The organism is Bacteroides sp. AM54-2NS, from assembly GCF_003602935.1.
Taxonomy (GTDB): Bacteria; Bacteroidota; Bacteroidia; order Bacteroidales; family Bacteroidaceae; genus Bacteroides; species Bacteroides xylanisolvens.
Genome location: NZ_QTMZ01000015.1, coordinates 1 through 14,361 on the forward strand (window position 1 = coordinate 1; position 14,361 = coordinate 14,361).

The 14,361-nt window shown below is 43.8% G+C and carries 16 protein-coding genes and 1 pseudogene; 12 read left to right on the forward strand and 5 right to left on the reverse strand.

Translation table 11 applies throughout. The annotated features are described in order from the left end of the window. Positions 1-186 precede the first annotated feature (186 nt). The 4 genes and pseudogenes from DXA05_RS11010 to recJ all read right to left on the reverse strand — a co-directional run bounded on the left by DXA05_RS11010 (position 187) and on the right by recJ (position 5,483). Positions 187-633, reverse strand: coding sequence for a transposase (locus DXA05_RS11010; RefSeq protein WP_004307855.1), 447 nt, complete (start codon positions 631-633; stop codon positions 187-189). A gap of 233 nt (positions 634-866) precedes the next feature. After that, positions 867-1,829 carry a tetratricopeptide repeat protein gene (locus tag DXA05_RS11015; RefSeq protein ID WP_004314619.1) on the reverse strand — a complete coding sequence of 321 codons (963 nt, stop codon included), beginning with the start codon at positions 1,827-1,829 and terminating at the stop codon, positions 867-869. Between the two features lie 39 nt (positions 1,830-1,868). Next, complete coding sequence (locus tag DXA05_RS11020; protein ID WP_004314618.1) at positions 1,869-3,773, reverse strand: ATP-dependent DNA helicase RecQ; 1,905 nt, start codon at positions 3,771-3,773, stop codon at positions 1,869-1,871. Continuing rightward, positions 3,766-5,483 (reverse strand): annotated as a pseudogene (gene recJ, locus DXA05_RS11025) (single-stranded-DNA-specific exonuclease RecJ). Before recJ ends, DXA05_RS11020 begins: the two are co-directional and overlap by 8 nt. A gap of 280 nt (positions 5,484-5,763) precedes the next feature. Between recJ and DXA05_RS11030 the strand changes: the two are divergent. From DXA05_RS11030 to DXA05_RS11085, 9 genes are all read left to right on the forward strand, one after another. After that, positions 5,764-6,327, forward strand: a complete 564-nt coding sequence (locus DXA05_RS11030; protein WP_004314616.1) for an RNA polymerase sigma-70 factor — start codon at positions 5,764-5,766, stop codon at positions 6,325-6,327. 178 nt (positions 6,328-6,505) lie between these two features. Then, complete coding sequence (locus tag DXA05_RS11035) at positions 6,506-7,441, forward strand: FecR family protein (RefSeq protein ID WP_004314615.1); 936 nt, start codon at positions 6,506-6,508, stop codon at positions 7,439-7,441. 1,173 nt (positions 7,442-8,614) lie between these two features. Next, positions 8,615-8,911, forward strand: a complete 297-nt coding sequence (locus tag DXA05_RS11050; RefSeq protein WP_007571905.1) for a hypothetical protein — start codon at positions 8,615-8,617, stop codon at positions 8,909-8,911. Positions 8,912-8,929: 18 nt separating this feature from the next. Further along, positions 8,930-9,106, forward strand: coding sequence for a hypothetical protein (locus DXA05_RS11055; RefSeq protein ID WP_007571908.1), 177 nt, complete (start codon positions 8,930-8,932; stop codon positions 9,104-9,106). Between the two features lie 14 nt (positions 9,107-9,120). Next, entirely contained in the window at positions 9,121-9,453 is a 333-nt protein-coding gene (locus DXA05_RS11060; protein WP_007571909.1) for a hypothetical protein, read from the forward strand. 12 nt (positions 9,454-9,465) lie between these two features. Further along, positions 9,466-9,762, forward strand: a complete 297-nt coding sequence (locus tag DXA05_RS11065) for a hypothetical protein (RefSeq protein ID WP_007571910.1) — start codon at positions 9,466-9,468, stop codon at positions 9,760-9,762. A 4-nt stretch (positions 9,763-9,766) separates the two neighbouring features. Further along, positions 9,767-10,024, forward strand: coding sequence for a hypothetical protein (locus DXA05_RS11070; protein WP_007571911.1), 258 nt, complete (start codon positions 9,767-9,769; stop codon positions 10,022-10,024). 472 nt (positions 10,025-10,496) lie between these two features. After that, positions 10,497-10,784: an LPD11 domain-containing protein gene (locus DXA05_RS11080; protein WP_007571918.1), complete on the forward strand. Its 288-nt coding sequence runs from the start codon at positions 10,497-10,499 to the stop codon at positions 10,782-10,784. A 36-nt stretch (positions 10,785-10,820) separates the two neighbouring features. Further along, a complete protein-coding gene (locus tag DXA05_RS11085; RefSeq protein ID WP_007571920.1) occupies positions 10,821-11,036 on the forward strand; it encodes a hypothetical protein in 216 nt (71 codons plus the stop codon). Between the two features lie 349 nt (positions 11,037-11,385). Here the strand turns inward: DXA05_RS11085 and DXA05_RS11090 are convergent, their stop codons facing one another. Next, on the reverse strand, positions 11,386-11,580 hold the full coding sequence (locus tag DXA05_RS11090; RefSeq protein WP_080715528.1) for a hypothetical protein: 195 nt from the start codon (positions 11,578-11,580) through the stop codon (positions 11,386-11,388). Between the two features lie 213 nt (positions 11,581-11,793). Between DXA05_RS11090 and DXA05_RS11095 the strand changes: the two genes are divergently transcribed. From DXA05_RS11095 to DXA05_RS11105, 3 genes are all read left to right on the forward strand, one after another. Beyond that, positions 11,794-12,177, forward strand: coding sequence for a single-stranded DNA-binding protein (locus DXA05_RS11095; protein ID WP_007571923.1), 384 nt, complete (start codon positions 11,794-11,796; stop codon positions 12,175-12,177). Positions 12,178-12,556: 379 nt separating this feature from the next. Continuing rightward, complete coding sequence (locus tag DXA05_RS11100) at positions 12,557-13,084, forward strand: hypothetical protein (protein WP_007571928.1); 528 nt, start codon at positions 12,557-12,559, stop codon at positions 13,082-13,084. A gap of 426 nt (positions 13,085-13,510) precedes the next feature. Next, positions 13,511-14,200, forward strand: coding sequence for a hypothetical protein (locus tag DXA05_RS11105; protein ID WP_007571930.1), 690 nt, complete (start codon positions 13,511-13,513; stop codon positions 14,198-14,200). The last annotated feature ends 161 nt before the right edge of the window (positions 14,201-14,361 follow it).

Below are 14,361 nucleotides of genomic sequence, written 5' to 3' on the forward strand. Positions count from 1 at the left end.
CCTCCTGATAGTTTACTTTTTCTTTTGCCATAATCATTCTTGTTAAAGGTTACGGCGCAAAGATATGGCGGCTAACAACTTATGTCAAGGCGGAAAATAGAATGGTTACTACGTAAAAGCATACACCTAACATAAGCCCTGAAAGGGCGGAACTGCTTGGACGTTTACGTCTTTCATGGTATGATTCTATATAAACTCTTCATTATATTCAACCTGATATTCTTTTAGAAACATTTTCAGTTCATCTTGGAAGGTCATTTTTTTGTGATGCTCTTTTTGTCCCAGAATATATCGAGTTACAGTCTCAACTTTTGATTGACTGACTGAGAAAGCTCCATATCCTTCTTGCCAGGAGAAATCATGATATGAGGGTCCTAAACTTTTTATCCATTTTGACGAACTACGTTTTACTTCTTCTACCATTTTGGATAATGCGATGTTTTTGTTGAGAATACATAGGATATGTATATGATTGGTAAATCCGCCTACTATGATAGGTGGGCAGTCTATGTTTTTCAGAATGCCGGAGATGTATTTGGATATTTCTGATAATTTATCCTCGTTTATACTGTCCTTCCTGTATTTAGTGCTGAAAGTCAGATGAATATAGTTCTTTGATAGGGATTGTGGCATATAGTTAGTTCATGTTCCGCCCTTTCAGGGCTTGTATTTGGGTTTTATAAATACGTAGGGCGATGCCCTACGCTATATAATGGAAGGCTTTCAGCCTTATCAATGTTGATGTCAATCCGTCCTGATGGTTTCTACGCTATATAATGGAAGGCTTTCAGCCTTATCAATGTTGATGTCAATCCGTCGTTTCTGATAGTTCCTACACTATATAATGATAGGCTTTCGGTCTTATTTTAAAAGATTCCCGGCAGTGCCTCCGGTTTCGGTCCCAAGTTTTTGAATTCTCCATTCAGACCAGCTTCCTCCTTCGGATTCAGTTCCAAAGATTTCTTCATGTCCTCTACAGAACCATCCTTATCACCATTCAGTAATTTAGCACGTCCGCGTTCTTTGTAGGCCTCTGCAAAGTTCGGATTCAGTTCGATGGCTTCATCAAACAGTCCGATGGCTTCCGTCAGCTTCTTCTGATTGATATAAAGTTGTCCTAAGTAAAGGTAAGCCTGTTCGTTGAACGGGTTTATTTCCGTCACCAGTTTGTAATCCTCTTCCGCTTCTTCGCCCTGACCGTTGGATTCTTTCACTTTTCCACGCAGGAGCATGGCAGTTTCTTCCTCCGGATTTTGAGCAAGTACAGCGTCTATATCCTCCATCATTTCTTTATACTGTTTCAGGTTCAGCAAAGCTTCTGCACGTAGCAGGCGGGCTTCGATGAAATCGTCTTTCAAAGTGATCGCTTTGGTGAGATGGGCAATGGTCATTAGGTCGTCGTTTTGTCCCTTACGGGCTTTTCCTAGCAGATAATGAGCTACGGCATTTCCTTCCTCAATGGCAATTGCTTTATTGGCAGCCTCTTCCATGGCCTGATAATCTTCCTGGATGAAGCATACATTTGCCAGTGTCAGGAAAGTACTCGTGAGATGAGGTTCCATGGCAGCCATTTTTTCCAACAGTTCGCGGGCTTTTGCCGTTTCTCCCATTTGAATGTAGAGTTGGCTAAGATAACCCATTGTTTCAAACTCTTTCTGGATGGCAAGAGCTTCTGTAAAACATTTTACTGCATAATCCGGACGTCCCATGCGTTGCGCACGTAAACCGTCGTATTTGAAAATCTCGAAATTTTTCTGATCGTTTTTCTGTTTTTCACTTTCCGGAGTTTCCGACTTACCGGAGAAGAAAGATTTAAAAAAGTTCGGCATGACTGTGTTATTTTTGAGTTACCTTGCAAAGGTAGTAACTTATTTTGAAATATGTATCATTCCATCCTGCATCTTCCATTCACCTTCCTCCAATAAATACTGGATGACTTCACTGACTCTCTCTTTCTCCGCTTCTATTTTCTCGGCTATTTCTGCCGGCGTATGCGGTTTTTGGGCAAGTAATTCTGTTATTTTCTTTTTCAGCTCTTCAAGAGACTTCCCGGTCAGCGTATCTGTTGCACGGTGACTAAGGCAAACATCACATTGTCCGCAGTTATGCTCGTTTTTCTCTCCGAAGTAGCGGAGCAGCATCCGGCTTCGGCACACATTCTCCGAAATGACATATTCTTCCATCGCCTTGATGCGAGCTTCATACCGAGCTTTACGCTCTTCGTAGACAGCAGGGGGGATGTGCACAAAACGAAGTTCCTGCCGTTCGCGCGTATATATAATATAAGGAGTCTTTTTGTGCGGAATATAATCCACGATGCGACGTTTGGTAAGCGTGACCAATATGTTATAAATCTGTTCACGGGTCAGTCCGGTACGTACGGACAGGGTGGCTTCGCTGATATAGGCATAATCGGTAAACACTCCGGTGTACGAACGGAGAATCATCTGTATCAGAGCTTCCGCTTCCGTTCCCATTTCCCGCAGTTTGTACAGTTCGTCCCGGCGAATCGTAAAAAGGATGCGTGAGGCGTTGTCCTGTTCGTCCGTATATTCCAGATAACCGGCTTGAGTCAGTATCTTCAGCGCACTGTCTACCGGAACCGGGAAGTATTTGAACTTCCGGCAAAACTCTTCCAGGTTAAATTCACGTACACATTGGAAACCGTCGCCCATTGCCATCTGATAGTAATATTGCAGATGCTCGTACACATTGAGGATATATTCTTTATCGGGAAAAGTATCCACTACACGCCTGTGTAACGTTGTTCTGTCCGTTTTAGTATATAAGATTACGGCATACGCTTTTTCACCGTCTCTTCCTGCACGTCCGGCTTCTTGGAAGTAGGCCTCGAGAGAATCGGGGAGGTCAAGATGTAATACGATACGCACATCGGGCTTATCGATCCCCATGCCAAAGGCATTGGTAGCTACCATCACGCGAACTTCTCCGCTTTGCCAACGTTTTTGACGGAGGTCCTTTACGGCATTATCCAGTCCGGCGTGATAAAAGTCGGCGGTGATATCTTCATTTACCAGTAATTCGGTGATTTCTTTGGTCCGTCGTCTGTTGCGGACATAGATAATGGCGCTGCCCGGTACCTTTCGTAAGATATGCAACAGTTCTTGAGTCTTGTTATCTGTTTGCCGTACCATATACGCCAAGTTTTTCCGCTCGAAACTCATGCGGAAAACATTCTCTTCACGGAAATCCAAGCGGGCTTGAATATCTTTCACCACTTCCGGAGTGGCGGTGGCGGTCAGTGCCAGTACCGGAATTCCCGGTAACAGCGCCCGTATCTCGGCAATTTTCAGGTAAGCGGGGCGGAAGTCATATCCCCATTGTGAGATACAGTGACTTTCGTCAACCGTAATCATAGAGACTTTCATTGACCGCAGTTTGGTGCGGAATATGTCCGTGTCCAGACGTTCCGGAGAAATATAAAGGAATTTGTAATCACCGAAGATGCAGTTTTCAAGTGCAGTGAGAATTTCCTGCCGCGTCATGCCGGAATATACGGCAAGGGCTTTGATACCGCGTTTGCGGAGGTTCTGCACCTGGTCTTTCATCAGGGCGATGAGCGGAGTAATGACAATGCAAATTCCTTCCTGGGCGAGAGCAGGCACTTGAAAGGTGATGGACTTACCGCCTCCGGTAGGCATGAGCCCCAGTGTATCTTTGCCTTCGCCGATACTGGTGATGATCTCCTCCTGCAAGTCGCGGAAGGAGTCATATCCCCAATATTGTTTTAATATCTCCTGATACTTATTCAATCGGCTTTATATCCTCGATTTGAAGTTGAACTTCGCCACGCTTATGCGTGTTTTCTTCAATGGTGTAACAGATGTCGAACGAACGTTTCGTTTTGATATAGCGCACGTGCGAACTCTGTCCGAACGCAATACCGTTCATTACATTATTCGATTTATTATCAACCAGTTCGAGCTTGATATGTTCCTGGTCGCGTCCCACCACTTTGCTTGTTCCATAATCATAGACGTGATGAGTGCAGAAAATGGGTTTCGTGTTGTCGGGACCGAAAGGATTAAACTTTTTCAGGTCGTTGAAGAATTTGGAAGAAATATCCCTGAAGTCGATTTCAGCATCAATTTCGATGACGGCACTGGTTTGTTCCGGCAGGATATGCCGTGAAACGTAGTCTTCGAACCGTTTGGTAAAAGCATCCACATTCTCCACTTTCATTGATAGTCCGGCGGCGTATGTATGTCCTCCGAAGTTTTCCAGCAGGTCGCGGCAATGCTCGATTGCTTTATATACGTCGAAGCCGGAAACAGAACGTGCGGAACCTGTCGCCATGTCATCCGTCCGTGTCAGTACCACGGCAGGGCGGTAATACACTTCCGTCAGACGGGAAGCTACGATACCGATCACTCCTTTGTGCCATTCTTCGTTGTAGAGCACAATAGAGCGGCGGTCGGCTAATCCTTCCAGATTGGCAACGATGTTGTTTGCTTCCTCCGTCATACTTTTGTCGAGGTCTTTCCGGGTTTCGTTGTACTGGTTGATTTGTCCGGCTTTCTCAAGTGCCGCCGAGAAGTCTTTTTCCGTCAGCAGGTCTACTGCTTCTTTCCCATTCTGAATACGTCCCGATGCATTGATGCGCGGTCCGATTTTAAACACAATATCGCTGACAGTAATTTCTTTTTCAGAAAGTCCGCATACATCGATAATGGCCTTCATGCCGATACTCGGGTTACTGTTCAGTTGTTTCAGACCGTGGTAGGCGAGAATACGGTTTTCACCCATAATCGGAACGATGTCCGATGCGATACTCACGGCTACGATGTCGAGCAACGGAATCAGGTGATGGAATTCGATACCGTTACTAATGGCGAACGCTGCATAAACTTGAAACCGACTCCACAACCGGAAAGGTGGGTGTACGGGTACGTGTTGTCCAGGCGTTTGGCATTTAGAATGGCTACGGCAGGCGGGAGAATATCATCCGGCACGTGATGGTCGCAGATGATAAAGTCAATCCCTTTTTCTTTGGCATACGTGATTTCCTCTACTGCTTTTATTCCGCAATCGAGTACAATAATCAGTCCCACACCGGTTTCAGCGGCGTAGTCCACTCCTTTTTTAGAAATACCATACCCTTCGTTGTATCGGTCGGGTATGTAGTAATCAAGGTTCGAATAGAACTGTTGAATAAACTTGTAGACCAATGCCACAGCAGTAGTACCGTCTACGTCATAATCTCCATAAATTAGAATACGTTCTTTCTTTCCCATCGCCCTGTTCAGACGTTCTACTGCAATATCCATGTCCTTCATCAGGAACGGATCGTGCAGGTCGGGCAACTGCGGGCGGAAAAACTTCTTGGCGTCTGCTGCCTTCGTAATTCCCCGCTGTACCAAAAGTTGTCCAAGAATCGGGCTAATCCCTAATTCCTGGGCCAATGTCTGGCTTGTCTCTGCCTGTTCGGGTGTAATGGGTCGATAATTCCATTTGTGATTCATTTTATATATTGTTTTTTCTTTTTCTGTTCTCAAGGGTTGGAAAGGAACTTCTTCCCAACAAGGGGTAAAAGTACGAAAAAAAGCGGAAGTGAAAGGCAGATATTACGAAAATATTTCAGTGAAGTATGGATGAGGACTTTTTTGCAATAGAAATGTAGTGGCATCCGGACTTTTTTTTCTTTATGGTTTTACTTTTCTATACTGCTTTTTGGCAGCTAACTTCTTTTGGTTATCTTTGCTTCACCAACCAATATAAAAACTAGGAGAGAAATCCACAAAAATGGGAAGACTGGATGATACTATAAACACTGGAATGACATTTGATAATATCTATATGGAGTATTATCAACGCTGCTTCTTATTTGCTAAGTCTTATCTTCATGACGAAATGTTATCCAAAGATATAGCTTCCGAAGCCATGATAACTTTATGGACTACGATGAAAACCGAAGATGTGAAAAATATCCATGCTTTCCTGATGACCGTAGTAAAGAACCAGGCATTGAATCATATGCGAAATGAACATCTGCGAATGGAAGCCCGTGAAAGTATATTGGCTGATGAACTCTACGAACTTGATTTTCGCATCGCTTCTTTGGACTCTTCCGACCCGAACCGACTTTTCTCTGAAGAAATAACCGATATTGTGAACCGTACTTTGAACGGATTACCGGAAAAGACAAGAAAAGCATTTATGATGAGCCGGTATGAGAACAAATCGGTGAAGGAGATTGCCGAAGCGCTGAATGTCACAGTGAAAGGAGCCGATTATCATATCAGTAAAGCGCTGCAACAATTGAGAAAGAACCTGAAAGATTATCTTTATACCTTATTATTTTTCTAATAAAGTTATCCACCGGTGAAGCACTCCTTCGGCACCGAGGAACACACCTTCCGGTACCGGGGAACAAATAAACGGTTAATAACGCACTTTTTTTATTTTTTCCACTAGTGAACTTTGCAAGTGGCGTGTCTTATATATGTAAGCCCACAAAGAGTTTATATATAACCTAAGAAAAGGTATGGACGCGAAACTATTGAATAAATATATTGCAGGTGACGCACTTCCCGAAGAAAAAAAGGAAGTGATACGCTGGATGAAGGAGAGCGAAGAAAATCGGGAACAGTTGATGCAGTTGCACCGTGTTTACAATGCCACTATATGGAATGGAAACTTACAGGCAGAAAAAACAGAGAACAAGAAACCTGTGATGCGTTACCTTTGGGCGTCTATAAAGATAGCGGCGGTCGTTGCCATGGTTGCTTTTATTATCCATAAGGAATATCAGGAATACCGGATAGAACATTCTGCCGAAATGCAAATTATGACCGTCCCGGCAGGACAAAGGGCTAGTCTGGTCTTGGCTGACGGAACAATTGTTTGGCTGAACTCCAACTCTACCTTGAAATATCCGGCAACCGGATTTCATTCCAAAGAGAGGAAAGTGATTCTGGAAGGAGAGGGATATTTCGAAGTGGCACATAACGAGAAGCATCCTTTCATTGTAGAAACGGAGAAATACGATATCAGAGTATTGGGAACCACCTTCAATGTCTCTGCCTACCCAAACTCCGGTTTATTCGAGACATCTTTGATTGAAGGTAAAGTTACCGTGTATCAGCCCGATACACAACATGAAATGACCTTGAAACCTCATGAAAAGGTAGAAGTTAAAGATGGCAAACTCTATAAGGAGACTTTCTCATCGGACAATGATTTCTTGTGGAGAATGGGTATCTATTCTTTCAAGGATGAACCGCTGGAAACTGTCTTCAGGAAATTGGAGCAATATTATGAAGTGAAGATTATTAATAAGAACGAGGAAATCGCTTCCCGCCCGTGTACCGGTAAGTTCCGTCAGAAAGAAGGAATCGAGCACGTGATGAAGGTATTGCAGAAGTACGTCAAATTCAACTATATACAGGACGATGAGAAAAATCAGATAATTATCTATTAAATCAACCCTAGTATTTAATCTAAAAAAGAAACACCCGGAATGAGAGCAAGAGAACCAGCCCTTTCAAAACAGAAATATCGGTAAATGCTGCAACACTTACCGATATGTGAGAAGTCAATAAAAAAGACTCGACATCTGTTACAAATCTTTATGTATTAACTTAATAACTCTAGGCAAAGATATGAAAAATAATCTTTGGTGTGGGCGTATTGTCCATAGAAAAACACACTGTACTCAAATTTTAAGAATTATGAGGTTAACTGTCTTTTTCCTGTTATTCATTATTCTTGAGACATATGCCCTGAACGGCTATTCGCAAAATCAGAAAGTTTCGATGAATAAAGGAACCGCAACATTGGCTGAAATCATCAGGCAGATTGAAAAGCAAACAGACTATTTGTTTATTTACAATAAATTCAATCTCTCAAAAATAGTTTATATAATGATTTGAAAATCAGATTGTTGAAAATTTCACGATTTTAATTAAGGAACAAACAAGAAACAAAATCGTTAATTAAAGGTATTTCCCAATTTTTTGTTTTCACTCTGTTTCTTTCTTTGCACTTGCTTATAATCGGGACTTCTTGAACAGCTTCCCACCAGATTTTTTTCGTCCGATGGTTGCATGTGAGCTTCCAAGAACCACTGCAGCCAAAAGAAAAAAGCAAGTATTCTTTAGTTCATACAAAGATAAGGAAAAACTTATAGGCAGGCAAATTTGGCTGCCTAAATATAGTTTACTTTGATTTAGCATATATATAGGCTAATGGACTAAACTAAACCTTTTCCCGAACTTCGTAAAACACTCCGGTCCCATTGTACAGCCAAAAGAAAAAAACATTCCACGTCATATTTTTCTTTTCGCTGCAACCCCCTTTTTATAAACCATCAACCTTTTACACGAGATCTTCTCTTCCCTGTGTTCGCACATCCGCTTTCGGGCTGCCTGATATGAATTGTGTCGCAAAGGTACTTGTCATGTCTTTCTTGTATGCAAGGTCAAAGCCTAACGGTTCACGACAAAATCTCCACCCTCCGTTCCGCACGGGTAGTATTTAATCGTGAAACCTTGCATAAAGAGCCATGACACCTTTTGAAGCGACATAATTAAATCAAGCCCGAAAGTAGCTGGATGCTACAAGAGGGAAAAAAGAAAACTTAAAATTCAAAGTTATGGCAAACTACGCAACAAACATTTTCCACGCAAGTACGGAAAACAAACAAGACCTCAATAAGATAGAGGCATTTCTGGACGATAATTTCAACGGCTTTGTCAACCGGTATGGCGACACGGTAGATGCCGAATTTGATTCCCGCTGGGAATACCCGGAAAAAGCAATCAACGAATTAATAGCCTTATTGGCAGCCAAAGACAAAATCTATATCCGCATACTGACATACGAGTTAGAGGACGAATACGTGAGCTTTCGGATATTCTCGCAAGGTAAATGGAACATTAAGTTATCCTAAACCTAAACACAATTCACTATGTACGAATACGAAGAAGATAGCGATATTATCGGTTTGTCCTGCACGTTGCTCAATCCATATAAAGGTTACATGGAAGGCACAATCGTGGGCGACTATGGCAATACCATAGTTGTCCGCCTTGAAAGCGGCAAGGAAATTTCAGAATACCGTGATGAAGTGATTATCCATGATTAAACGATAGCAAACGTATGACACAGATAGCAACAAAATTCGTCAAATGGGACATTCCCGAACTGGCGACATTGCAGGACAGCAAGGTTTACAAATTGCGGGTACACCTGAACAACGGAGGCAAGTTAAACCGGGAAGAAAAGAACTGGATTACCCGTAACGTATGGGAAAGTATCTATTTCAAACGTGGAATTGCCTTGAGCGGTTATCACTTTGACTTTTCCGACATCCTCAAACGGTATTTCGTCAAACAGCACGGAAGTATTCACGAGTATTATGCGATTGACAAAACAGCGTTACGCTCGATACTGTACGGCAGAATAGAGGATATTGTAGAAGTAAGCGGTTAAAACAACAAGGATATGGGAGAATACAAATTTTATCAAGACCGTAAGGTTACAAGTTGGGAACGGGATTATTTCAGTGTGAAAGCGGACAGTTATGAAGAAGCCGAGGCAATCGTCCGCTCATGGAACTGTGAGGACGTGTCGAACATCATTGACAACCGTCTTTGCTATGAAGAGTGGCAAGCATTGACCGATACATCGGAATCTATGCTCCCCGAAGAAAACGACGGCAACCCGACAATAGAAATTTTCAATCAAGACGGAGAATCAATAATGACTAATGTACCCGAAACACCTCAATCAAACCAATAGAACCATGAACGTAACAATCGAACACGTCTTTTGCCGCTATAGCGATGAAGCGGAAGAAATCTATTTCCGAATCATGAACACGATTCTTTTTGCAACTGACGAAACCGAACTTCGGGCAAGTATGGAACGCTTGAAGAACGAAACCACGCTCGACGACTATTTCATATTCGGATACGGAGCACACCATATCTGGATAAAGCAACGGCGACCGAGCGATAAAAACAGGATTTTCAAACATCGGATTATGGTAGCCCATTTCTGACAGGAACAGGCAAAAGACCTCCAATGCGCTTTGCGGGCTGAACCGGAACTACCAGCTTCAGCCCGTTCCTCTTTCTCGCAATAGACATGCTGGCACAATCCCCCTTTTATCCTCACGATCAATTTTTATACTGCCCCGGAATACCCGTTTATATTTCTCTTTTCGCTGCAAACCCTTTTTATCGCCCATCAACCTTTTACACGAGACCTTCTCTTCCCTGTGTTCGCACATCGCTTTCGGGCTGCCTGATATAAATTGTGTCGCAAAGGTACTTGTCATGCCGTTCTTGTATGCAAGGTCAAAGCCTGACGGTTCACGACAAAATCTCCACCCTCCGCTTCGCACGGGTAGTATTTAATCGTGAAACCTTGCATAAAGAGCTATGACACCTTTCGAGGCGACATAATTAAATCAGGCCCGAAAGTAGCAGGTGCTACAAGAGGGAAAAAGAAAACTCAAAATTTTATAGGTTATGACAAACGATGTAACAAATTCAAATGGAAGAGTAACGGTAGACGAAGTAATACACAGGGATTCGGTTTTCAGATACCAACTGTTAGACCGCTTACGGTCAGACTGCGAGTATTACCTCAATTACGGTAACAGACACCCCAAAACCTTATGGGCTGGCGACGAAAAATTGCAAATTGAGTTTATGATAAAACTGCATGATAGCTTCAAGGAGGGAGAAAAACCGGAGTGGCTTACGATGGATAAAATTTTGGAATACAGTAAGAGAATGATAGCTCAAGAAGAATAAAATTACTACTAAGGAACAGACTAAAAATGTGATATTATGGCATGGTTGGCAGTAAATAAAGACGGAACAGAATGGATTATGCCCGAAAAGCCCGTTCGGGGCCGGTGTGGGCATTGGGAGTATTTGGAAGAAGTGTACAATGTACCAATCGAGATAGAACTCCCCAAAGGGACTGTTTACAAACTTCTCGGCAAAGAACTGACATGGGATGACGAGCCGGTAGAATTACAGACCAAAACAGAAAAAAGGTAAATGTAGTACGGGCTGGAGTACCAGTTTCAGCCCGGTTACACCGGCTAAAATCTAAAACAGATACGCGGGTGCGATACCCTCTTTTATTTCCGAACAGACACTCATACCGTTTCCTTCGGAAATACCCCTTTATACATTTCGGCTGCGCCATATCCTTTTATATCGAACGGCCACTCATGCAAAGGCGGCTTCTCCGCTTTGTTTCAAGGCAGACTTCGGCCATTTTTCCTTTACCTCTTCTTTCCCTCATTTCTCTTGCCGGATAGAGACAGCGATATCGATACGTCGCACACGCCTTTTGCCGGATCTTCGTCCGATAGTATTTTCCACGATGCAGCGTATATGGTTGTTAAACGGTATATCGTTCTTGCCGCTTCAACCCCAAACAGCCGATACACTTTCTCGCCTGATGTTCTTCCCGCCCACCTGCCGGAACGGGAGCGGTCTTGTGTCGGTGGACGGACAGGTCTTTCATGTTTCCGAGTCCGCTGCGGATTGTTTCGCCTCGACTTTTTCGCGACCGCTTTCTATTTGAAGTCGCCATATCGTTTTTCGTTGCAAAGTTAGTATGCAGACGGGCGCGACCCGATGGTCTTGACCAATGGCGTATCGCACAAATCTTCCTTTATCGGGCCTGCGGTTTGGGGCTTCGCCTCCAAAATAAAGAGTATTTATGCGCTATCCTTGGTGCAGCCCTTTACTGCACCTACTTTTATGCACCGTAAAACTGATTTATTAACTTCAAAAAGCAATCGCAATGAAAAAGATCGAGAACAATTTCGCAGTAACCGGATTCGTGGCAAAAGATGCCGAAGTCCGTCAGTTCACCACCACAAGTGTCGCACGTTTCCCGCTGGCAGTGGCCCGTCAGGAGAAGAACGGCGAAGATACCAAGCGTATATCCGCTTTCATGAACATTGAAGCGTGGCGCAAGAACGAGAATACCGGGTCGTTCGACCAGCTCACCAAGGGCACGCTGCTTACCGTGGAGGGCTATTTTAAACCCGAAGAATGGACCGACAAAGACGGCGTGCTGCACAACCGCATCGTGACGGTTGCAGTCAAATTTTATCCGGCTGTCGATAAAGAGGAGGAAGTTCCTGCGGAACCGGCAAAGAAACCGAAGAAGGGCAAGAAGTAATTCCTGCCTTTTTGAGACAAAGCGGCCCGAAGGCCGCTTTTGTTTTGCTCGTTACCGTTCCGGAACGTCTATACTTTTATACTCCTTCATACTCCACACGAAGAGTCCGCCGTCGTCCATTGATTTTCCCGTGCAAAGTTAAGGCGGTCGGGAACCGGCAAGGCGCGGCTTCATTTGAGGTTAACAACCATCAACTCGCAAGCTCGTCAATACTTGTTCAACACAAATGAAATCGTCCATAGGACTATCCGCTTCCTCCTTGCCTTGTTTCCCTTCTGTCCGCCTTGTGGTCCGCACGTAAAATCAAATCCCGCCGGACGAGGGAAACCCTCCGAGGCAGGGATAAAAAAACAAAAGTCAAACTTAAAATTCAAGACGTATGAAACAGATGATTTGGTCAAGCTATGACCTGTTGGACGAAACGGCAAAAGAATACTATCAAAATTCACAACGGGAAATATTGGACGATGACTGTTACGAGGTCAGCGATGAAGAATGGGCAGAAGAAGTATATCGCTGGCTGGACGACGAACGGAGCAATCTGAATAAAGAAGTGGACGGCATTATTGTCGTGTTCGGCAACTTGGGATTATGGAACGGCCGGAGACAAGGCTATCAAATATTGGGCAGCACCATTGCCGATATTTTGAAATCCCAGTGCGACGATGCAGAATGGTACGGCGACGGCTATAACATTCGCGGACGGATGGGCCATCATGACGGTACGAACTACACCTTGTATCGTATCGCCAAAGACCGTGATGAAGCGGAGCGTATCGCCGATAAGATTTACAACCGTGAAATCGACGAAGAAGGTTTCCGCCGGAGAACACGTTCCCTCTATCCGTATGTAGCCGCCGTGTACGGCTGGAAAACAAGGCAGCGCAAGCCGGACAAGGCCGCATAAAATGCTGTCCACAAAATACCGCAACGCATCCGCCAGAGATGGTTGCGGTATCCTTTATCGAATGGGCGAAACACAGAACCGTCTCCTTTTATAATCAGCTCCATTCCTTTTTATCACTACTCACGGAGCAATATCCGCCTTTTATACCGACCCCGGTCTTTCGTATATCTCCCGTCTTTTCTTCTTTCCATCACCGGTTTGGTTTTACCAGATGCAAAGGTAGGCCGTCGCACTTGATCCGGTGGCTTGAAGTGCATTTCTTGCAAAATTCTTCCTTACCGGGGTAAGAGTAATTTTCCAAGGAAAGCCACCGTATGAAGTTTTCCCGACAGCCGTGTACCGCATCCGTAAAACCCCAAAGCGGTTCAGGAAGAAAGAACCGACAAAAGGGAAAATAAGTATTAACAATTTCAAAAAACTAAGATTATGCCTAATCATGTGACAAACCGTTTAGAAATAAACGCAGACCGGGAAACAGTACAAAAAGTAATGAATTTCTTAAAAGGTAAAACCGATGATGACAATACGCCTTGTTACATCGACTTCAACAACATCATTCCTATGCCTGAAGAACTGTTGATAGAAAAAAGCAGCAGTGGAGATTTGGGTATGAAATACCTTGAAGCAATGCAGTTGAAGCCATTCTATTTTTTATTGGACGATGATGCTTTGAGAACCATTCAATGGATAGAAGGATTGGCGGAAAAGGACAGAAAAGAAGCGCTGCAACTTGGAGCATCGTATTTGGAAAATCGGAAAAAGTACGGTTATCCCACTTGGTACGAGTGGTCTACCGCCACATGGGGTACAAAATGGAATGCCTATCACCAAGACTTTGAAGAGCCGAACATACTTTGGTTCGATACGGCATGGAATGGAGTGCCACTGCTTATCCAAAAACTTTCCGAGATATTTCCGGATGTGGAATTCCATTACGCCTATGCGGACGAAGACTTAGGTTTCAATACGGGAAGAGGAACAGCCCGCAATGGAGAAATCAACATGACGATACCCGAAGGTAGAAGCAACGAAGCCTTTGAAATCATGTTTTTTGTGAAACCGGGAATGGACGAATATTTTGAACTGACGGACGAAGGTTACAAATGGGTTTCCTAAACATTCGGTACAGATAATGACCGGTGCAGGTTCGGGATACATTGACAATGGATGTGTCCTGAATCCTTTTGCCGGAATTCCCCCTTTATATCTTCATGGCTCTTTCCCTTTTATCGAAACGCGGTCCGTTCCCCTTTGTACCGTGACTATCCAGCCGGAAA

Coding starts and splice junctions, on each gene's coding strand:
- DXA05_RS11090 (WP_080715528.1), bottom strand. CDS start 11,580: ATGGCGACTTCAAATAGAAAGCGGTCGCGAAAAAGTCGAGGCGAAACA.
- DXA05_RS11010 (WP_004307855.1), bottom strand. CDS start 633: ATGCCACAATCCCTATCAAAGAACTATATTCATCTGACTTTCAGCACT.
- DXA05_RS11030 (WP_004314616.1), top strand. CDS start 5,764: ATGGGAAGACTGGATGATACTATAAACACTGGAATGACATTTGATAAT.
- DXA05_RS11085 (WP_007571920.1), top strand. CDS start 10,821: ATGGCATGGTTGGCAGTAAATAAAGACGGAACAGAATGGATTATGCCC.
- DXA05_RS11055 (WP_007571908.1), top strand. CDS start 8,930: ATGTACGAATACGAAGAAGATAGCGATATTATCGGTTTGTCCTGCACG.
- DXA05_RS11095 (WP_007571923.1), top strand. CDS start 11,794: ATGAAAAAGATCGAGAACAATTTCGCAGTAACCGGATTCGTGGCAAAA.
- DXA05_RS11080 (WP_007571918.1), top strand. CDS start 10,497: ATGACAAACGATGTAACAAATTCAAATGGAAGAGTAACGGTAGACGAA.
- DXA05_RS11015 (WP_004314619.1), bottom strand. CDS start 1,829: ATGCCGAACTTTTTTAAATCTTTCTTCTCCGGTAAGTCGGAAACTCCG.
- DXA05_RS11050 (WP_007571905.1), top strand. CDS start 8,615: ATGGCAAACTACGCAACAAACATTTTCCACGCAAGTACGGAAAACAAA.
- DXA05_RS11070 (WP_007571911.1), top strand. CDS start 9,767: ATGAACGTAACAATCGAACACGTCTTTTGCCGCTATAGCGATGAAGCG.
- DXA05_RS11105 (WP_007571930.1), top strand. CDS start 13,511: ATGCCTAATCATGTGACAAACCGTTTAGAAATAAACGCAGACCGGGAA.
- DXA05_RS11065 (WP_007571910.1), top strand. CDS start 9,466: ATGGGAGAATACAAATTTTATCAAGACCGTAAGGTTACAAGTTGGGAA.
- DXA05_RS11035 (WP_004314615.1), top strand. CDS start 6,506: ATGGACGCGAAACTATTGAATAAATATATTGCAGGTGACGCACTTCCC.
- DXA05_RS11100 (WP_007571928.1), top strand. CDS start 12,557: ATGAAACAGATGATTTGGTCAAGCTATGACCTGTTGGACGAAACGGCA.
- DXA05_RS11060 (WP_007571909.1), top strand. CDS start 9,121: ATGACACAGATAGCAACAAAATTCGTCAAATGGGACATTCCCGAACTG.